Origin of the sequence: Priestia endophytica, assembly GCF_026790145.1 — a bacterium.
In the GTDB taxonomy this organism is placed as follows: Bacteria; Bacillota; Bacilli; order Bacillales; family Bacillaceae_H; genus Bacillus_I; species Bacillus_I endophytica_A.
Map to the genome: position 1 here is coordinate 1 of NZ_JALAMS010000043.1, position 17,444 is coordinate 17,444.

A 17,444-nucleotide genomic window follows, 5' to 3' on the forward strand; every position below is an offset into this window, starting at 1 on the left:
CATCTTATGTTAACTAGCTTTATATATCAGATTTATGTACTTCTATATAGAAAAGATTATTTTTAATTGTTTTTTAATTCCTATTATGTAAAATTAAAGATGAAACTATTATTTGGTAAAAGGAAAGGATTGTCTAAAATTATTATTAAAAAACATGTATTAATGTGTACATCTATTTTGGGGTTATCTACGTCCCTACTTATGAGTCAGAATGTTATTTCACCATTGTCATCTGAAGGATCAAATAAGGATGTTGAAGTTCACCTAACAGCAGAAGAACAAAACCAGATCGAACAAGAAAAGATGCTTAATACAGGAAACTTTTAATGAAAAAAGGGATGAGGATAGGTATTAGTTTTTCTATTTCTGTCATGGTTGTGTGGTCCCTTATCTTCATAAATTGGGAACATATATTTGGAACGAATAGACCCATTGCTAATATGAAAGCTATCTATCAATTAGAGATAAAAGGGAAAGATATACCTAAGACATCAAATGTAGATAATGACATTTTGTATATCGTTCCTAGAGGACATTTAGATACATATATTAAAATGATGAGCAAAGAAGGATATGTATTGTCAGAAGAAGATATACAACATAACAAATTGGTTTTCAAAGAAGGTCAAAACACTGTATCTATTAGCTATAAAAGGTTTGCTCGTAAATATACAATCATTGAGAGCCCATTTCTAGAAAAAGTTTAATTTATAATCGCCATATAAACCAAATAACCTCTTTGATACTTAATTCAAAGAGGTTATTTTATTTCTACTATTAATAAGCAGTGTCACGTTAAGTGGTTTTTGTGTATCCTAAATCACCTAAAAACAAAGTTTTTCATACAATCTTCTGCTCACTATTTTGTTGGTTTAATATAAGGAACAATTTGTGCAGTGGCCCCTACGGAAGCCCCGCGAATAAAGCTCTTATTTTCTAGACTTTTAAAGTTTTTAGTTTGGCCTGTCACCATGACTCCCAAAACTTTGACATCCTCAAACGGTTTATTTTTATTTGACTGTAAGAAGTTTTGGATAGTCTCTTCATTCCCATTTTTATCATACTCTTTAAGGGATTTAATAAAGCTATGGTAGGCCTCCTTTGGTGAACTAGATGGATTAAAACCATAAACCGGCATACCAGAAGGTCCTTTACTTTCATCTACAATTGGAGAGGTCATATACAGCCACACAATGTTTAAGTTATTAGGAATTTGTTTCTCAATTTCCTGGAATGTATAAGGTTTGTCAAAAGAAAGTGCAACTTCTGCTACATAATTGTCCATTTGTAAAATTTCCTTTAAATCATTTTGTATACTGTCATAATATTTTTGAATGGATGGATGGTAAAAAGTCGCCACTTTATTCTTTGTTTGTTTATCATATTCATAGAGTTCTTTACCTTCTAGATAGGATCCTGGTATTAACTCGTTATAATCAATATTAACACGTAGCCAATCATATGAACTTGTAAGCGTGCTCCATGGTATTAAATAGCCATCTACATTTTTAGAACGATTTGTAATAATATTACCGCCAAAAATAGAAGAATTGCTCGTAACCTGAGAATCGATTTGAATATTAGGTTCAGCAATTTCATTATGTAAAAAGAGCTGTTCATGAAGTTTGGTAGAACTTTTTGCAGCAAAGTAATTTCCTATTTTATAAAGTACAGGTAAAGTAATGAGTACCACAATAATTGAGATGATAATAATTTTTAGTAATTGTCGTCGCTTCGCTTTTCTTAAAGCATCTTTTAACGAATGTTCCATCTATGTTTTCCTCCTATTTTTGAGTGAATCGACTTACGTGCACGGAATAATTTTTGCTTCACACTACTTGCTTTAAGATTCAAAATAACTGCAATTTCTTCGTATGAAAAATCATAGTAATACTTTAAAAAGAAAACTTCCCTATATTCTTTTTTGATGTCTTTTAATAAGTAGAAAATCTCCTCTTTATTTAAAAGGGCCTCCAGTTCACCATCTGTGTATTGGAGCTTTGAATAAATTTTCTCTGTTAAGTGGATGTTTTGGTGCTCCTTCTTTCTCTTTAAATCAATGTACTCGTTAAGTGCTACTCTAAAGAACCATGGGCGAATATTGTTTTCTGTTAGGTCATCTAATAGCGTGTACACTTTGTAAAAAGTATTTTGAATAATATCCTCCGCGTCCTCTTTTGTCGATCCTTTTGCGAGTAAGAACTTTAATACTTCCTCTCCTAAATGGATAAGATAGGAGGCTAATTCATCTTCTTGTTTCATCCTTTTTCCTCCCTATACTTATACAACGAATAGACAACAACAAATGTATACACTTTTTATTGAAAATGGAAAACTCTAAAATTTATAATAAAAAAACTCAATTTTTATAGCAGTAATTAAAATACAACATAAAAAAACCGTCCGTAAAAGTATGCATAAACGAAATAAAAAGCACAAATTTGCTGCTGAACAAGTTTGTGTTTTTTTATTTCTTTCATGTTTTATGTAAGAAAGATCAATTAATAAGGGTTGATATAATAAGTTTTTTAGGGAATGCTACCGACATATGGGTAATAACAATACATACATTAAGGGAGCCTAGACCATGAGAAAGTTCGTCTCTTTATTATTTATATCATCTCTTATATTAATGGGTAGCCCTATGTCAACAAATGTAAAATCATCTGAGGGAAAAGTGGTTTACAGATACAAAACAGATTTTAAAGATTTATGTGTTTTTCTTAGTGTATCCAATAAGGAATTTGAAGAAATGAGAAAGAATAGAAGCATTGTTGAAATTGCTAAGGATAAAGGGATAAAAGAAGAAGTACTACATTATTTTTTAGAAAAGAAGTTCAATTCTTTGGCAGCTGCTTATGATAAGGGAGATATTGATTTGAATTTTATAATGGATTATGTCCTATATCTCAAAGAAGATACGATAAAAGAAATTCATGCTAAAAAGCCAGAGGATTTATAAGGATGGAAAAAAGCACAAACCCATTATTAATCAATAGATTTGTGCTTTTTTACTACCGTTAACATGTTTTATGGTGCGACAAGAAGTCGCTTTTATATAGTGTGGGTCACACCACTGGTTTAGACGCAAAAACTATCCCCGTCCAAAACTGCGGGTCTGGTAATGGCTTTTTAATAAGTTTCTTCTTAGTAAAAATCGAAACTAGTTATAATTCTCAAACTTAGCGTAATAGATCCCATAAATTCACCTGCAAAATGATAACAGTAGGAAAAAGTACAAACTTTTGATAAACAAACGAGTCTGTACTTTTGTGCTGCTGATAATCAACATTATGTGAACTAAAAGTGTACGTATTATACAGAAGTAGATAGAACTATATCAAGGATGGAAACATGAAGTGGAGTAATTCCGCCCATGATATAAGGGGGTATTGTTGTTTTGTTAGAATGTTTTTATCATAACTTTCAAGTTCTTAAATATAGGGTGGATAGGTTTCTTTATTGGTCTTGCTGAACCATCTCTTCTTTTACAGAAAGATAACTCCAGATTCCGTCTTCTTCTACCTCCAATTCTTTTAGTTCGTCTATTGAGTTCAGATTGTCGATGCTGTCTTGATCTGCTTGGAGCGCTTTAATGGTTTCATCGCCTTTATACTGCGAAATCGGCCCTTTTATATAATAAAAATTGATGGTATCAAGCTTTATATTTTCCTCTTGTTTAAAGGCCTTTAAAAAATGAACCATTTTTTCATACATTGCTTCGTTCGGGGATCCGTCAACTCGAAAGGTAATGGTCACAGGCACTCTTTTTTGATAGTTGTCATAATCCCACTCCCTACTTTTTAACATCTCAGCCTTTACTTTTTTTCCAGGCTCAGCCACGATGAGATACTCTGGATTCATGTCTCCAAAAGCTTTTTTTACATACGGTTCTATTTCTTTTCGAGCTCCAGAGCTTACAACGTTCAGAAGATAACTATCATTAATTCTCTCGCACTTTTTGTCCTCTCTGTTGTTTATCCCGCAGGTTATGTGATACACATCTTTTTTGCCTTTCTCTTTTATGTCTAACGTAATAAAAGGTTGCTGATCCTCGTGTTCCACATCCTCAATGCTGATTTTTTCCACCTCCATTTCATCTCTGTACGTTTTTACTTCGTATTTTAGTATTCCAGATTCCTTAATAATCTCCTTGCCCTCTTGACTAATATGCTGGTCTTGATTCACTCTGGCCATTAACTTCTCCTCTAACTTCTCTAGCTCCCCACTTTCTGCGCTCCCAGTTAAAAAAATAAGGGCTGAAAAGATTATCATTGCTAATTCTTTCATGAGATACCTCCGATAAGACGAATATTTTGTCCGTTTATTCTGTTGTGTTAAAATTTCAACCTATTTAAAGCTCCCGCTGTCATAGATAAAGCGCAATTTATTGCTGCAATAACATCCTCCATATTGGTTAAGGAAAGCAGTAATCGAAAGTTATAGAAACTTGAACAGCTATCACTTAGATATCCGTTTTTTAGAGGATGCTGAAGAAATCACGCAGCAGAGGATGATAAAATCTTTGTTAGCTACGATGGATCAAATCTTACCATAACAAAAGTTAAGAGAAAAAATTGATTTTATATAAAAAATCAGTTTGTATATGCTAAAAAAGGAGAATTTATAAACGAAAAACCTCGTTGAAATCCAGCGAGGTTTTTTCATTAGTATACATTATTTGTAAATTAATTCGTGGTATATCGTAGCTTAGGTCCCTTTACCTTATATAGTAGGCTGTTAGCTTCTTTTTCTCTTTAAAAGGAATTTTCAGTGCCCTCGCTATAAATTATCATCTTTTTTTAAAAAACTGTTTTACTGACATACTAATCTTATCATAAACAGAAATTGACCATCTTCATAATTTGGGTCCCAAAAACTTAACCAATGAAGGTCTTTAAATGTCATTTTAATGGAGAACATTTACATAGCTGATTTGATCATTCCATCCATCACCTACATAAGGGATGTCCTGACCGGGCGGGAATGTTTTACAAGGTTCCCCTCTAAAGCTATCGTAACAAACTTGGGTTCCACTACTAGATCCTGCAGTTTTCATGGAAGAGATGGTATCATTATCAGGTATGTTCCACTCAAATCCTACTCCTTGCTGAAACAAAAATCCTTGAAAGTTGGCATCGCTATAAAATTCGCTCACATTAGGCGCACTAGCTACTCCCAAATCTGAATTGGCTGCTTGTTCTTTTTTCCACTTATCAGAAAAGTTACCTTGTGCCTTTTCATAATCAGTTTTTGAAGAATAACCGTAAACCTTTCCATCTGTATCCACGATAGTATACTTCGCTAATTCTTTCATCCGATTGAACTTCTCTAAATCTTTATCTTTGGAATATTCAACACCATTTATGGTAATCATTTCTTTGTTTTCAATTATAACGTTATCATTGACTTTATCACTATTTTCAGCATGAGAAGCAGAGGGAAGTATAAATGAGAAAGCGAACATCATCGCAAAAACAAATAATCCGACAGCCTGAACTCTGACTAACTTGTCCATCATCATTTTTTCTACCTCCTATAAAAATTTTAATTTTCATCACTAGGTTACTATGCGCAAAATTCTTTTACAACAGAACAAATAGTAATTCATACCAATTAACTAGAAAGTATTTACAAGAATTATAGAATAGGAATTAAGTAATTGAACTATTGGGGGATACTTCAAGATACGTGTAAAATATGTTAAGGATAGATATAATATCCTAAAAAATGTTTATTGTAAACTTCCTATCAAACTTTATTCTAAAACAACAAACGTCTGTAAAAGTATACTTTAAGAGGAAAAAGCTCAAACCCGTTGTAATTCAATGAGTTTGAGCTTCTATTACTTCCTTGAAGGTAGATTGTAATAACTAGTTGTGTAGTTCGTATACATTCTAAAAATAGAGAAACCTACTGTTTAGAATCCAGTAGTTTTTCTATTATATAATTCTATGTCCTAAGGTAATGCCATAGAATATTATATAATTAATTTTAAAACTAGAAAAATAATACAATTTAGAATGTGATAGAAAAGGAGGGCACAACATATGTCTCAAAGTACCATTCCAAAGGCTGCCATACGTGGTACTGCTTCTGGAGTTATATTTATGAGTTTTTTTGGTACTCTTTGGTCCGGAATTGGAATCCGAGGGGTACAAGGATGGGGCTCTTTTGGTCTTGTTACTCTGTCATTATGTATCGGTATCTTATTGTTTATTGGTGCAATTAGATTAATAAAGAATTCAAATGAATTGTCAAATGAGTTGATTAAAAAGGATGGGGCTCGTTGGAAACAAACAGATGGTTTGGTATTATTTTTAGCTTAGAAGGTCTTTTGATTGCCTTTGCTGCCGTTATCTGTGTATCTACTGATCACTTACATTTATTTGTTCCTATTATGGCCCTTATCGTCGGTGCCCATTTCTTTCCTCTAGCTTATCTTTTTCAGGTTCGAATTTATTATATTACAGGTGCACTTCTATGCTTACTTGCAACTATTGTAATGCTAACTTTTCCTGTGAAAATAATAATAAGAGATCATCAAATCATGGCATGGTGGGTCTCTGTAGGTTTTGAATCAGCTTTAATATTATGGGGGACCGGGTTAATAGTTTGCTTTAAAGGATTTAGGATGCTTAGTATGGTCCATAATCGCAATGGAAATAGTAAAATATCCACGTGATTATAATATACTTTTCACTACCAATAATTTAGCTTATGTAAACTAATTTCACCTACCGTATACAAAAAAGAAGACCCCATTAAATGTCTTCTTTTTTGTCAGGATTTAAAGCTCTATATAATGCATCAGAAGCAGTCTCTACATCATAATATGAGAAAACATTCCCGTCAGCAAATGTAGTAACTTGAAAAGCGCTAGATTCTTTGCAATAACATAATTCCATTAAACCAGGGATAGTATGTATAATCGTGCAGTCTTCATATTCAATCAGATTATTAAGCATGTCTTTGATCTCGGTTATGCTCATTAATACATACATCCTTCCTCATTATAAGGAAACCTTGGGTGCGAAGAAACCAAATAATGTAGTTTACCTTCACATATCATACTAGATTATAAAAAAATACCTTTGAGGTAGATCTGTCATATTTATTTCTTATAATTAACATTATGTTAACTAAAAATGAATAGAGTATACACTTTTGAATTCTCAGGTAGTTGCTTTTTATTAATGAGTATTTGCTATTAGAACGACAAATTGTTAATATGTTTATTGGGTTAAAACCCATTTTTAATTTTCAAAGGAGTTCTTTACTATGATTATTCAATTCATTCGCTATAGATAATGAAAGGTATAGACTACTTTTAAAACCGACTCATATTTTTTAAAAAATATGCTGTGGGTTTATTTGTCTATGCCTTTTTCATTTATCTATAAAACGAATGAATGAGGTGTCTTCTTTGACTAGAAAGAATAAAAAATTAAAGAATGTACAATATGTAGGCAATTTTGAACACATTTTCAAGTGTCCTATTTGTGATTCATCTATGAGAGTTTGTGAATTTAAAAGTTTAATTTGTTCAAATAATCATACCTTTGATTTTGCTAAACAAGGGTATCTCAACTTAATGATTCATCCAATAAAAACGAAGTATAATAAAGAACTTTTTGAAGCTCGAAAAAAACTTATTGTAGATGACAGGTTTTTTGAACCACTAAGTCAAACCATTGTTAATTCTATAAATAAAGAAAGCCATGTAAAAAAAGAAAACATATCTATACTTGATATGGGATGTGGGGAAGGTTCTCATTTATCTACTACCTGTAACATGCTTAAATCTTATCAGAAAAGGAATGTCATAGGAGTAGGTATTGATATCTCTAAAGAAGGCGTCTTAGTAGCTTCCCGAAGTTATAATAACAAGGTTTGGGTGGCTGCTGATCTTGCAAATACGCCTTTTAAAGATAAACAGTTTGATGTTATCCTTAATATTTTGTCTCCTTCAAATTATGGAGAATTTAACCGCCTGTTAAAAGATGATGGAGTAATAATTAAGGTTGTTCCTCAAAAAGGATATTTGAAAGAATTAAGAAAAGCTTTTTTTAGTGAAGATAAAAAGCAATCCTATTCTAATAAGGAAACGGTTGAACGATTTAAAGAAAATTTCGATTTGTTAAGTCGTTCAAACTTATATTATAAAATGATATTAAATAAATCTTCTATACAATCGTTACTCAAAATGACGCCTTTGACATGGGCGGTGAAGAAAGACAAAATGAACTTATTTATGGAAAAGGATTTTTACAATATAACCATTAATTTAGAAATATTAATTGGTAAAAAGAAAATAAAAAGAGAAAGTTGAAATAATAAACAGAGGAGAGCTTTTAATAAGAAAGCTCTCCTCTGTTTATTACCGATAAGGTGTGTTATGTAAAGTTTATCTACTAAGGATTGTATACAGATAAAAGTACAACAAGGGTGGTTGTGTAGGTATAGGGGGATTTTCTATTCGGAAAGAAAGTATAAAAACAGGATAAAGAGAAATCATTTTAGATGAAAGAAAAGTAAATCATCAACAAGGGGATTAGTGAAAAAATAGGAGGTAATCCCACAAACCTATAGTAGTTATTGTAATGAACACACACAAATATAGGCCCGAATTTTGCAATTATCTTCTGTTTTGCAGGGTATAACTTTATTAAATGCAAAATCTGAGTCCTATAATAAAATTTATGTAAATAAACTTCGTAATATAATATACAGGCTAAAAAAGAAAAAACTCCTCATGCTTTTATAAAGTAGGAGTTTCTTCTTTGAAGAAGATAATTGTTCTTTTTATTTATTAAAAAATATGGACTTGTGAGGTGTTTTTAATCAAATTTTATTACAAAGCTACATTTAGAAAGTAGTATATATTTGCATCAGAATCGAAAAAGTAGCCTTGAAATGCTTTTCTCTAACAATTATACAAAAATATTAGTTTCTTGGATCTACATAATCCGGATAATCCGTAATTATGGCGTCAACTCCCACATCTAATAAAAAAGATGCGGCCTCTTGACTACGTACTGTCCAAGACCCAATTTTCATACCAAGGGAGTGAACTTGATTTACTAAATCTTCAGTAACAATTCCATAGCTTGGGTTAAAATAATCAGCATAAGTCGAAAATTCTTGTAAGGCTTGTTCTGTTGTGTCTGCACTTGAAGATGTTAAAACGCCAATTGGAACTTTGGGAAGAAGCTCATTCATTTTTTTCATTGATTTATGATTAAATGATTGGACAATTATTTTTTCATTTTGTGGTTTATCAAGATTTCGTTCTTTTAATTCTTTAGTTACATTTTCTTCAATCCCAGGATAAAGCTCCGGAGCTTTTAATTCTATTAATATTCCAACTTTCCCATGGTAACGATCAAGTATCTCATCAAATGTTGGGATTTGTGCCCCTGCAAATTGCTCACCTTTCCAGCTGCCTGCATCTAGGTCTCTTAGTTCTTTAAACGTGAGATTTCCAACCTTTCCAGATCCATCTGTTGTACGATCAACTGTCGTATCATGGATAAGAACTAGTTTGCCATCCTTACTTCTTTGAACATCAATTTCTATATAGTCCGCCTTCATTTCTACTGCTTTATCAAAAGCAGCAATCGTATTTTCAGGTGCATATGCTGATGCACCGCGATGGGCAACATTATCAACCTTTCTTAAATCCCCCGTTGTTTCTGCTGCAAAAGCCTGACTTAGTGGACTGAATAACAAAGTAAATGCTAATCCGGCCCCTGCCAATAATTTTTTGTTCATGTTCTTCATCTCCCATCTAAAATATGAATACCAATATTATTTTAGAAAAAGAATGTTGTTGAAGTATGTATTTATATTTACATCTAAATAATGATTTTGTAAATAAAAGTAGACATTTTGACTTAATTTTATTTACAAACTTACTATTTATTAGAAAAACCAGGATCTCTCTACTGTTTTTTACTGAACTGTTGCATCTCTATAGTTAAGTAGAGATGCAACAGTTTCTTAACTATATTGTTCGAAAACCTTATCCCTTATAAGCTAATATAAACAGAAAAAGAAAAAACGACCTTCATGCGAAAGGAGAAAGGTTGTTTTTTCTTCGTAGGCATATTATATATGAGATAGCAACTTGGCTGCTTCATAAGTAGCTTTTAGATTATAGGTAAAGGCAGTAAATAAAAAATAATAAACAAAGGGTTTTTTATTTGCTATATACTAAATAGTTAATGTTCTTATTGAAATGCATGTCTTGCAATGTCCAGAAATGATTGAATGGCAGGTGATATCCATTTTCCTTTACGTATACTTTTCCAGATGGTCTTCAAAAGCAGTTATTTATACTTATTGCTTATATTAACTAATATAATCTCTTTTTAAGTTAAGGTAATCCTAAGATGTCCGTATTGTTAGGGGTGTATCCCAGTAGACGTAGCATGGCTACAATTTGACCTTTATGATGAAACTCATGTGTAATGGAATGTAGTAGCAATTGATGAGGCGTTTTCTTGACAATACCACTGCCTGGCTTCCAGGAAAGTTCTCTTTCAATAACATCATCGAATTTATGACTAAATTGTTTAAATACAGCATCTACATATACATCTGCTTGTTCGAAATAGATTTGAATATCGTTTATCTTCATATTACTAATCACTTCTTTTGTTAATAAAGGGTTTTTAGTTTGTGATAATACAAAAGAACCAAGCCACGCATGATAACAACCTGCCACATGAATTAAAGAATCTCTGACACTTTGAAAACCGAACCCAAGCTCTTTTGTAAAATCTCCTTCGTTTAATTGTTTGCACTGATCTAATAAAATGTGTCTTGTTTGTTTTACCCAATCGTATTCTTGTTTTTTCATAACTATTTCTCCTATGTTTGAATATTGCGATTTTTTAAGCCTGTAATGTTAATTGTACATTAAATTGTGAAAGATAACCTTAAAAATAGTGTGAATTACACAGATTATCGGCATCTATGTTTGTATATGCAAAAGACATTTAAGTCTTATCTTAAATGTCTTTTGCAATGTTTATGTTATTTTTCATTTATCAATCATGATAGTATCAGCGTTTTTATCTTCAAAACAGAGATTTACCGTTCTTTGTTTAGCTCTAGTTCTATGTGCAGTTCCAGCTGGAATAAGTAATGTATCATTTGGTTTTAAAACGATAGTATCCTTATCTTCGAAGTCAATTAACAACTCACCTTCTAAAACCATAAATAGTTCATCAGAATTAGAATGGTAATGCCACTTGTATTCACCTGAAAATACGGCAATACGAAGACAGTGATTATTGACATCAGACACAGCAAAATTCACATGTTGATCTTTAATATTCTTTGTAATTTCCTGAAGGTTAATCTTTTCTAAATCTACTTTCCTTATCATTTACATTCCCCTTTGCCATTTTAGTGTTCTTCCTTTATTTTACTACACTTACTATGGTGTATCTATCATACCTTTCCAGTTTGCATAAAACATGGTATAAGTAGTAAAAAAACACAAGCCTGTTGGTTTCCAACGAAATTGTACTTTTTCTTTTCCGTTTATGTGAAATTTTACAGACTTAAAATCATATAGATTTTAAGTCTAAATCTATATGATGAATATTTATTATAAGAAAACACTTATTTGTAACCATATGGAAAGTATTTTGTGTTATCTTGTTATTGTTTCTTCCTGTTGATTTAAAGGAATAGAAGAGTGAAAAATAAATGGACATAAAGGTGTGTTTTTGATTGAGTAGAGGAACAACGTTGAAGAAAGAGAAGTTAAAGAAAGAAAAGCAAAATAAAAATAAAGGTACCTGGGGAGTGATAGGAGGGATTGTTCTCTTAGGCTTAGGGAAAATGAAGTGGCTCTTAGCCATTTTAAAATTTGCCAAGTTGTCCACTCTTATTTCTATGATACTTTCACTAGGTGCCTATGGACTTGTTTATGGATGGAAGTTTGGTTTTGCCTTGATTTATTTACTGTTAGTTCATGAACTCGGACATTATGTCGCTTGTAAGATGAGAGGTCTTTCTGTAAAACCGACCTTATTTATTCCCTTTATTGGAGCAGCCGTACGTATGGAGAAAATGCCAAAAAGCGCAGCGGAAATGGCGTTTATTGCGTATATGGGTCCCGTATTTGGCGTTCTTTCACTTGTTCCACCTATTCTCTTATATCTAACTACGGCATCTTCTTTGTGGTTGGTTGTCCTATCATTTGGTTCCTTGATTAACCTATTTAACTTAATTCCATTTGGAGGGTTGGATGGAGGAAAGATAGTAGGGGGAATTAGCACAAAATTATGGTTTTTGGGACTTATCCTTATTACTGCCTTTGTTATCTATACACACTCCGTTTTAGCTACCATTATTGCGATCTTAGGAGTTATTCACCTATGGTACTTCCATAAAAAGAATAAGACATTAGATAAAGATAAACAAGAAGTAACGGCAGCTCGCATACTTTATCATCGTCTTCAAGAAGTTAAAGAAGAGCCTCATTTATTTAGAGAGGCTATTCGTGATTTTAATCTTGAAAAAGATAGCTTAGTGCAATTAGAAGTGGCACAACTCTATGAGGAGTTTAGGGGAACTGTTCAAAATGTAAATCTAAGAAAACCGGTTGTAATAGAAGGGGAGCCATTAGATGAATTCGCTCAAGCTCGCTTACAAGAAGAATTAGAGGACTATGGCCTTTATCAAAAGGCATCGGAAACCTTCCTACAACAACTTGAAGAGTATCTGACACAAGAAGAAACCGATTTACAGTATGCAGAGAGCTACCGTACAACAAGTACAAAGTCGAGAGCCATAACGTTTATCATTTATATAGCCCTTATTATTGTGTTATCTGTATGTCTAGATGTCAGCAAAGAATTGCTCCATATGCATCCAGAAGCGCGAGAATTTTTTAATCGTTAATAAGACAAAAAGGAAAAAGACTATCCCACGATACATAATATGCAGAGGTAGTCTTTTTCTTTTGATGCATTTACTATTCGAATTAACAGGTCGTCCTACATATTAATATATAGGTAGTTTTTACTTTACATAACAGACATTCTAGGTACTAAAAAGAGCATCTAATTTATGATATTAGATGCTCTTTTATCTTTAAAAAATGCGCCCCAACTAATGACACTAAGGAAAGTTAAAACCAAGATAATAAGAGATTTTATGAATACCTCCATTCGTTGTTCCCTCCCTGTGTATTTTAAATAAATTTACTTCTTTAGATTTTACTTTATACGGTGGAAATCTTTTATTTTTATATGTATAACATATTCGCTTCTAATTCACATCATGTGATTTATCGGCAGAAAACAACATGTTATAACCTGCTTCTTCATTTGAGGGTTAAATTAATAAGTTCCTAATAAATAGGAGAAAATAAATATACCTTCAAAAAAGAGGTGTCTAAATATGCACTCAATCATTCAAAATTTAGATTTATCTGCAAAAGGCATTTGGTTTCCTATCTCTGTAGGACTTCTATTATTATTCTTTTCCCTTTTTATGCCTAAAAGAAGAATTAACTGGTTAGAGTTTTATATTACTTTTGGCGTTGTAGGTTATGTAGCTTGGATTTCTGATACAGTAGTGGGAGGCATGTTAGATTGGGTAGATCTAGGTAATCCTAAAATTACGGGACTTGGTGAATTTGCAAGCTATAGTTTTATCCCTTCATCACTTTCTGTTATTTATCTAAACTATGCCAAGAAAACTAACAAATGGATTCTTGTTCTTCTCTTTACGTTATTATCAACTTTAATTGAATGGATAATGATACAAACAGGGTATTTAAAAATGAAAAATTGGGGCTTTTTCGTTTTTTCCATCATTGCCTATTTGATTGTATTCAGTCTTATTCTTCCTGTTCACATAAAAGTGATAAAGAAGCACTTACTACATCATAAATAAAATTCTATATCTATGAGCAACCTACTCAAGATAAGTAAAGTATCACGCTTAAAAGCTGATAGGTAACAGAAAACACCTACTGTTTACAATCCAGTAGGTGTTTCTATTTTTGGACTGTATAAGATATTCATTTTTAGTTTATATAAAATATGTTCGAGGAAGTAAAAAAGCACAAACCAGTTGGTTGCCAATGCGTTTGCGCTTTTTTACTTCCTTTAGATATACTTTTTCGAATCTAAGAAAAGACGAATCATTTATGGAAGTGTTTGAACAGAAATTCTGTACTGAAATATGGGTTCTTTCTATTCAGCAATTGGGCCATTTAATGGAGGAAGAATCTTAAGGGAAATTGAATACTTAATAGAAATGATAGTATGGTATTTGAAGGGAATTGCACTTAAACTATAGGTATATGCTAGTTTGGTAAAATTAGTAGCTCTATTCAAAAATAAAGGCTGTAAATAATGAAAATATAAAAAATTTGGTGGAAGAAACAATACCTAAATGATTATAGGGAGAGAAAATGATGTGCAATAACGTAAAATCAAGAAGAATAATTTTAGATTTAGCAGTTACTTTAGATGGTTTTATTGAAGGGAGAAATGGAGAAGTTGATTGGTGCATCATGGATTCTGAAATGGGATTTATTAATTTCTTAAATCAAATTGATACTATTTTATATGGAAGAAAAAGCTACGATTTATGGGGACAATTTACTCCAGAAATTGAAGATACTGAAACTGAAAAAGAACTTTGGGAATTAGTTCATAGTAAAGAAAAATATGTGTTTTCCAGAACGCAAAAAGGGACTGATAATAAAGCAATATTTATAAATGATAATATTATTGAAGAAGTAAATAAATTAAAGAATAAGCCTGGTAAAGACATCTGGCTATATGGCGGAGGGAGTCTAATCACAACATTTATCAATTTAGGGCTTGTTGATGAATTTAGATTATCTGTGCACCCTGTTATTTTGGGAGAAGGAAAACCGTTGTTTATTGATATAAAAAAAAGGTTGAATTTAAAAGTGGTTAATACAAGAACGTTCTCCTCTGGTGTTGTGCAACTAATCTATCATATTAAATAGGAATTAATAATATGGAAGACTTGAATTCTTAATAATAGAGTTTTTTGAAACTACAGCAATATTGTTTCATGTATGTAGCAGAAATCGATTCGTCGCAAATTTTAAAGGAGGCAAAAACAGTATGAAAATCATAGTTACCAGTATATTTGTACAAGATCAAGACAAGGCACTAGAGTTTTACTCAGAAACGCTGGGTTTTGTAAAAAAGGAGGACGTTCCCGTCGGTGAATTTAGGTGGATAACGCTAGTTTCTCCTAATGATCAAGGCGGTACGGAGCTCTTGCTCGAGCCGAATGTCCATCCAGCTGCTAGAGAGTATCAAAAGAAGATATTTAATGAAGGCATTCCAGCAACAATGTTTGGTGTTACAGATGTTCGTAAAGAGTACAAACGACTAATGGAACAAGGCGTGAAGTTTACTATGGAGCCGACAAAAGTGGGCGAAGTCACACTGGCTGTCTTTGATGATACATGCGGCAACCTTATTCAGATAGTTCAGAAGTAACTTTATCGAATAGGATTTGGTGCGTATCCTGTAACGGTGAAAGAGAACGATTCTACATTCTTATTAGACCAATTATAATCTTACAAGGACTGCATAGTTTGGAATCTCCCCCTTGTTAGGGGATAGATAATGTTTTTATATCTGTCTTTTTTATTTGGGAACAACTATATCTCCCGATGACCTTATCTATGCGTCCTTCTATGGAGGATATTTTGATGAATCACTTAAAAGAAAAGATTGCGATTATAACAGGAGCAAGTCGTCTAAAAGGCATAGGGGCTGCTATTTGTAGAGAGTTAGCCGAAACAGGATATCATATATTTTTTACTTATTGGACGGATTATGATAAAGAAATGCCTTGGGACTTTGAATTAGATGAGCCAATGATATTAAAAGAAGAGCTCGTGCAAAAAGGGGTCAGAGTGTCATGTATGGAGCTAGATTTATCTCATCCTAATGCACCTGAAAAACTTTTAAATAGAGTTATTAAAGAACTTGGTCATCCCGATATCTTAATTAATAACGCAGCATTCTCAACAAATACCGAGTTTTCTAACTTAACTGCAGAAGAATTAGATAAACATTATATGGTAAATGTTCGTGCGACAACACTTCTAAGTATTCAATTTGCTCAAAAGTTTAATAAGAACAGGGGAGGGAGAATCATCAATCTTACTTCCGGACAATTTCAAGGACCAATGCCTGGCGAATTAGCCTATGCAACGACAAAAGGTGCTGTTGACGCTTTAACTATTACGCTATCAGCAGAACTTGCTCCTTTGGGGATAACAGTCAATGCCATAAATCCAGGACCAACTGATACGGGGTGGATGACAGAACCGATTAAAAGTCACCTAAAACCATTGTTTCCTTTCGGTAGGATAGGTGAACCAAAAGATGTTGCAAAAACGATAAAGTTTCTAGTGAGTAATGAAGCGGATTGGATTACAGGTCAAATCATCCATTCAGAGGGTGGGTTTAAAAGATAGGTGAAACAAAAAGTCAATTCTATTAGAGAAAGACGGATTTTTCGATTGAGGAGAAAGGGAAACCAAATGTTGCTATGCTGTTCAAGGTAACTTTTTCGTAACAGATTTTGATGGTAACGATTGGGAGTTTCCCTATACCAAATCAGATAGTGAAGTTCAGCAAATTGGGGCTTCGGTAGAGGTGAAAAATAATAAAACTCCATCTTTAAATTGTTTCTATTCTTAACACAGTTTACTAAAAAAGACAGAGATTCCTCGGTGTGGAAGCTCTGTCTTACTTTATAATATCTAATTTCTTAGTTCACACTACAAGGAGTATCGGCAGTGAAAAGGATTGGATAGCCAAGAGGATTGTTCCTATAACAATCGTTCTAGGAAGCATTCTAATGGTCAATTATCCTCATTCTCTTTGATGAGTAGTATAAATCAATCCCAGGCTGTTACAACGGAATTTCCGCCAGAGTATTTTGCAAGATAAAATTCGGCTTGATCACCATCGACATAATGACTGATATTTTTAAAGACATGACAACCATTTGAATCAAAATCATTACTACCTGCTGTTTTATAATAGAGACCTCTAATACCATTAGAATATACTGCATCATCTCGGTTATATGGATCTTCTTCATATAACTGATAAAAGCCTGATTGACTATTAGAGCTGAGACAAATTTTAAAATCGCCTCCACCTGATAGAAAGATTTTACTTTGGTTGGTAAATTCATCGCTCCCTAGAGAATCCCAATCGCCGCTACCATATTGTGGAACAGTATTTGCAAATACAGAAGAAGGGACGAACAACGCAACAATCAATGACATGACCAACACTTTAATTTTTTTCATAATTACCTCTCTCTTTTAATGTTTTTGAAATTTTTAACACATTTGTTCTGTGAGAAGTTATACCTGATTTTTTTCCCATTGTTGTTTTGTAATA

Annotated in this window: 20 protein-coding genes; 11 read left to right on the forward strand and 9 right to left on the reverse strand. The window is 32.6% G+C overall.

Annotated elements, in window-relative coordinates:
* Positions 1 to 129: 129 nt before the first annotated feature.
* On the forward strand, positions 130 to 327 hold the full coding sequence (locus MOC86_RS22985) for a hypothetical protein (RefSeq protein ID WP_268586267.1): 198 nt from the start codon (positions 130 to 132) through the stop codon (positions 325 to 327).
* The gene (locus tag MOC86_RS22990) at positions 327 to 707 is read left to right on the forward strand and encodes a hypothetical protein (RefSeq protein WP_268586268.1); all 381 of its coding nucleotides are present in this window, start codon (positions 327 to 329) and stop codon (positions 705 to 707) included. The genes MOC86_RS22985 and MOC86_RS22990 overlap by 1 nt, the downstream gene beginning before the upstream one ends.
* Before the next feature lie 152 nt (positions 708 to 859).
* On the opposite strand, the gene MOC86_RS22995 is transcribed toward MOC86_RS22990, so the two are convergent.
* Together MOC86_RS22995 and MOC86_RS23000 are read right to left on the reverse strand one after the other, a co-directional pair.
* Positions 860 to 1,771, reverse strand: a complete 912-nt coding sequence (locus MOC86_RS22995; protein ID WP_268586269.1) for a sigma factor regulator N-terminal domain-containing protein — start codon at positions 1,769 to 1,771, stop codon at positions 860 to 862.
* Entirely contained in the window at positions 1,756 to 2,262 is a 507-nt protein-coding gene (locus MOC86_RS23000) for an RNA polymerase sigma factor (protein WP_268586270.1), read from the reverse strand. Before MOC86_RS23000 ends, MOC86_RS22995 begins: the two co-directional genes overlap by 16 nt.
* A 382-nt stretch (positions 2,263 to 2,644) precedes the next feature.
* Here MOC86_RS23000 and MOC86_RS23005 point away from each other — a divergent pair, with 382 nt between their 5' ends.
* Positions 2,645 to 2,962, forward strand: a complete 318-nt coding sequence (locus MOC86_RS23005) for a hypothetical protein (RefSeq protein WP_268586271.1) — start codon at positions 2,645 to 2,647, stop codon at positions 2,960 to 2,962.
* Positions 2,963 to 3,459: 497 nt separating this feature from the next.
* Here the strand turns inward: MOC86_RS23005 and MOC86_RS23010 are convergent, their stop codons facing one another.
* Both MOC86_RS23010 and MOC86_RS23015 read right to left on the reverse strand, forming a co-directional pair.
* On the reverse strand, positions 3,460 to 4,290 hold the full coding sequence (locus MOC86_RS23010) for a hypothetical protein (RefSeq protein ID WP_268586272.1): 831 nt from the start codon (positions 4,288 to 4,290) through the stop codon (positions 3,460 to 3,462).
* A gap of 619 nt (positions 4,291 to 4,909) precedes the next feature.
* On the reverse strand, positions 4,910 to 5,524 hold the full coding sequence (locus MOC86_RS23015) for a hypothetical protein (RefSeq protein ID WP_268586273.1): 615 nt from the start codon (positions 5,522 to 5,524) through the stop codon (positions 4,910 to 4,912).
* 526 nt (positions 5,525 to 6,050) lie between these two features.
* On the opposite strand from MOC86_RS23015, the gene MOC86_RS23020 reads away from it, so the two are divergent.
* Together MOC86_RS23020 and MOC86_RS23025 are read left to right on the forward strand one after the other, a co-directional pair.
* Positions 6,051 to 6,329, forward strand: coding sequence for a hypothetical protein (locus tag MOC86_RS23020; protein WP_268586274.1), 279 nt, complete (start codon positions 6,051 to 6,053; stop codon positions 6,327 to 6,329).
* On the forward strand, positions 6,290 to 6,685 hold the full coding sequence (locus tag MOC86_RS23025) for a DUF7010 family protein (protein WP_268586275.1): 396 nt from the start codon (positions 6,290 to 6,292) through the stop codon (positions 6,683 to 6,685). The genes MOC86_RS23020 and MOC86_RS23025 overlap by 40 nt, the downstream gene beginning before the upstream one ends.
* A gap of 79 nt (positions 6,686 to 6,764) precedes the next feature.
* Here MOC86_RS23025 and MOC86_RS23030 read toward each other — a convergent pair whose 3' ends face one another.
* Positions 6,765 to 6,992, reverse strand: a complete 228-nt coding sequence (locus MOC86_RS23030; RefSeq protein ID WP_268586276.1) for a hypothetical protein — start codon at positions 6,990 to 6,992, stop codon at positions 6,765 to 6,767.
* Positions 6,993 to 7,426: 434 nt separating this feature from the next.
* On the opposite strand from MOC86_RS23030, the gene MOC86_RS23035 reads away from it, so the two are divergent.
* Positions 7,427 to 8,332, forward strand: a complete 906-nt coding sequence (locus tag MOC86_RS23035; RefSeq protein ID WP_268586277.1) for a putative RNA methyltransferase — start codon at positions 7,427 to 7,429, stop codon at positions 8,330 to 8,332.
* 614 nt (positions 8,333 to 8,946) lie between these two features.
* Here MOC86_RS23035 and MOC86_RS23040 read toward each other — a convergent pair.
* The 3 genes from MOC86_RS23040 to MOC86_RS23050 form a co-directional block, all read right to left on the reverse strand.
* Complete coding sequence (locus tag MOC86_RS23040) at positions 8,947 to 9,774, reverse strand: glycerophosphodiester phosphodiesterase (protein ID WP_268586278.1); 828 nt, start codon at positions 9,772 to 9,774, stop codon at positions 8,947 to 8,949.
* A 604-nt stretch (positions 9,775 to 10,378) separates the two neighbouring features.
* Positions 10,379 to 10,864, reverse strand: a complete 486-nt coding sequence (locus tag MOC86_RS23045; RefSeq protein WP_268586279.1) for a DinB family protein — start codon at positions 10,862 to 10,864, stop codon at positions 10,379 to 10,381.
* Between the two features lie 183 nt (positions 10,865 to 11,047).
* Positions 11,048 to 11,395, reverse strand: coding sequence for a cupin domain-containing protein (locus tag MOC86_RS23050; RefSeq protein ID WP_268586280.1), 348 nt, complete (start codon positions 11,393 to 11,395; stop codon positions 11,048 to 11,050).
* Positions 11,396 to 11,745: 350 nt separating this feature from the next.
* On the opposite strand from MOC86_RS23050, the gene MOC86_RS23055 reads away from it, so the two are divergent.
* The 5 genes from MOC86_RS23055 (at position 11,746) to MOC86_RS23075 (ending at position 16,504) form a co-directional block, all read left to right on the forward strand.
* The gene (locus MOC86_RS23055) at positions 11,746 to 12,921 is read left to right on the forward strand and encodes a site-2 protease family protein (protein ID WP_268586281.1); all 1,176 of its coding nucleotides are present in this window, start codon (positions 11,746 to 11,748) and stop codon (positions 12,919 to 12,921) included.
* 501 nt (positions 12,922 to 13,422) lie between these two features.
* The gene (locus tag MOC86_RS23060; protein ID WP_268586282.1) at positions 13,423 to 13,920 is read left to right on the forward strand and encodes a hypothetical protein; all 498 of its coding nucleotides are present in this window, start codon (positions 13,423 to 13,425) and stop codon (positions 13,918 to 13,920) included.
* A 526-nt stretch (positions 13,921 to 14,446) separates the two neighbouring features.
* Positions 14,447 to 15,010: a dihydrofolate reductase family protein gene (locus tag MOC86_RS23065; RefSeq protein WP_268586283.1), complete on the forward strand. Its 564-nt coding sequence runs from the start codon at positions 14,447 to 14,449 to the stop codon at positions 15,008 to 15,010.
* A 121-nt stretch (positions 15,011 to 15,131) separates the two neighbouring features.
* Positions 15,132 to 15,515, forward strand: a complete 384-nt coding sequence (locus MOC86_RS23070) for a VOC family protein (protein WP_268586284.1) — start codon at positions 15,132 to 15,134, stop codon at positions 15,513 to 15,515.
* A 188-nt stretch (positions 15,516 to 15,703) separates the two neighbouring features.
* Positions 15,704 to 16,504 carry an SDR family oxidoreductase gene (locus MOC86_RS23075; protein ID WP_268586307.1) on the forward strand — a complete coding sequence of 267 codons (801 nt, stop codon included), beginning with the start codon at positions 15,704 to 15,706 and terminating at the stop codon, positions 16,502 to 16,504.
* A 426-nt stretch (positions 16,505 to 16,930) separates the two neighbouring features.
* On the opposite strand, the gene MOC86_RS23085 is transcribed toward MOC86_RS23075, so the two are convergent.
* Positions 16,931 to 17,350 (reverse strand): hypothetical protein, encoded by a 420-nt coding sequence (locus MOC86_RS23085; RefSeq protein WP_268586285.1) that lies wholly within the window; start codon positions 17,348 to 17,350, stop codon positions 16,931 to 16,933.
* Positions 17,351 to 17,444: the final 94 nt, after the last annotated feature.

What these genes read in the sequence shown, in the direction of transcription:
- MOC86_RS23005 (WP_268586271.1), top strand. Translation starts at nt 2,645, where the DNA reads ATGTCAACAAATGTAAAATCATCTGAGGGAAAAGTGGTTTACAGATAC.
- MOC86_RS23030 (WP_268586276.1), bottom strand. Translation starts at nt 6,992, where the DNA reads ATGAGCATAACCGAGATCAAAGACATGCTTAATAATCTGATTGAATAT.
- MOC86_RS22990 (WP_268586268.1), top strand. Translation starts at nt 327, where the DNA reads ATGAAAAAAGGGATGAGGATAGGTATTAGTTTTTCTATTTCTGTCATG.
- MOC86_RS23015 (WP_268586273.1), bottom strand. Translation starts at nt 5,524, where the DNA reads ATGATGATGGACAAGTTAGTCAGAGTTCAGGCTGTCGGATTATTTGTT.
- MOC86_RS23020 (WP_268586274.1), top strand. Translation starts at nt 6,051, where the DNA reads ATGTCTCAAAGTACCATTCCAAAGGCTGCCATACGTGGTACTGCTTCT.
- MOC86_RS23045 (WP_268586279.1), bottom strand. Translation starts at nt 10,864, where the DNA reads ATGAAAAAACAAGAATACGATTGGGTAAAACAAACAAGACACATTTTA.
- MOC86_RS22995 (WP_268586269.1), bottom strand. Translation starts at nt 1,771, where the DNA reads ATGGAACATTCGTTAAAAGATGCTTTAAGAAAAGCGAAGCGACGACAA.
- MOC86_RS23060 (WP_268586282.1), top strand. Translation starts at nt 13,423, where the DNA reads ATGCACTCAATCATTCAAAATTTAGATTTATCTGCAAAAGGCATTTGG.
- MOC86_RS23000 (WP_268586270.1), bottom strand. Translation starts at nt 2,262, where the DNA reads ATGAAACAAGAAGATGAATTAGCCTCCTATCTTATCCATTTAGGAGAG.
- MOC86_RS23010 (WP_268586272.1), bottom strand. Translation starts at nt 4,290, where the DNA reads ATGAAAGAATTAGCAATGATAATCTTTTCAGCCCTTATTTTTTTAACT.
- MOC86_RS23065 (WP_268586283.1), top strand. Translation starts at nt 14,447, where the DNA reads ATGTGCAATAACGTAAAATCAAGAAGAATAATTTTAGATTTAGCAGTT.
- MOC86_RS23085 (WP_268586285.1), bottom strand. Translation starts at nt 17,350, where the DNA reads ATGAAAAAAATTAAAGTGTTGGTCATGTCATTGATTGTTGCGTTGTTC.
- MOC86_RS23070 (WP_268586284.1), top strand. Translation starts at nt 15,132, where the DNA reads ATGAAAATCATAGTTACCAGTATATTTGTACAAGATCAAGACAAGGCA.
- MOC86_RS23040 (WP_268586278.1), bottom strand. Translation starts at nt 9,774, where the DNA reads ATGAACAAAAAATTATTGGCAGGGGCCGGATTAGCATTTACTTTGTTA.
- MOC86_RS23050 (WP_268586280.1), bottom strand. Translation starts at nt 11,395, where the DNA reads ATGATAAGGAAAGTAGATTTAGAAAAGATTAACCTTCAGGAAATTACA.
- MOC86_RS23075 (WP_268586307.1), top strand. Translation starts at nt 15,704, where the DNA reads ATGCGTCCTTCTATGGAGGATATTTTGATGAATCACTTAAAAGAAAAG.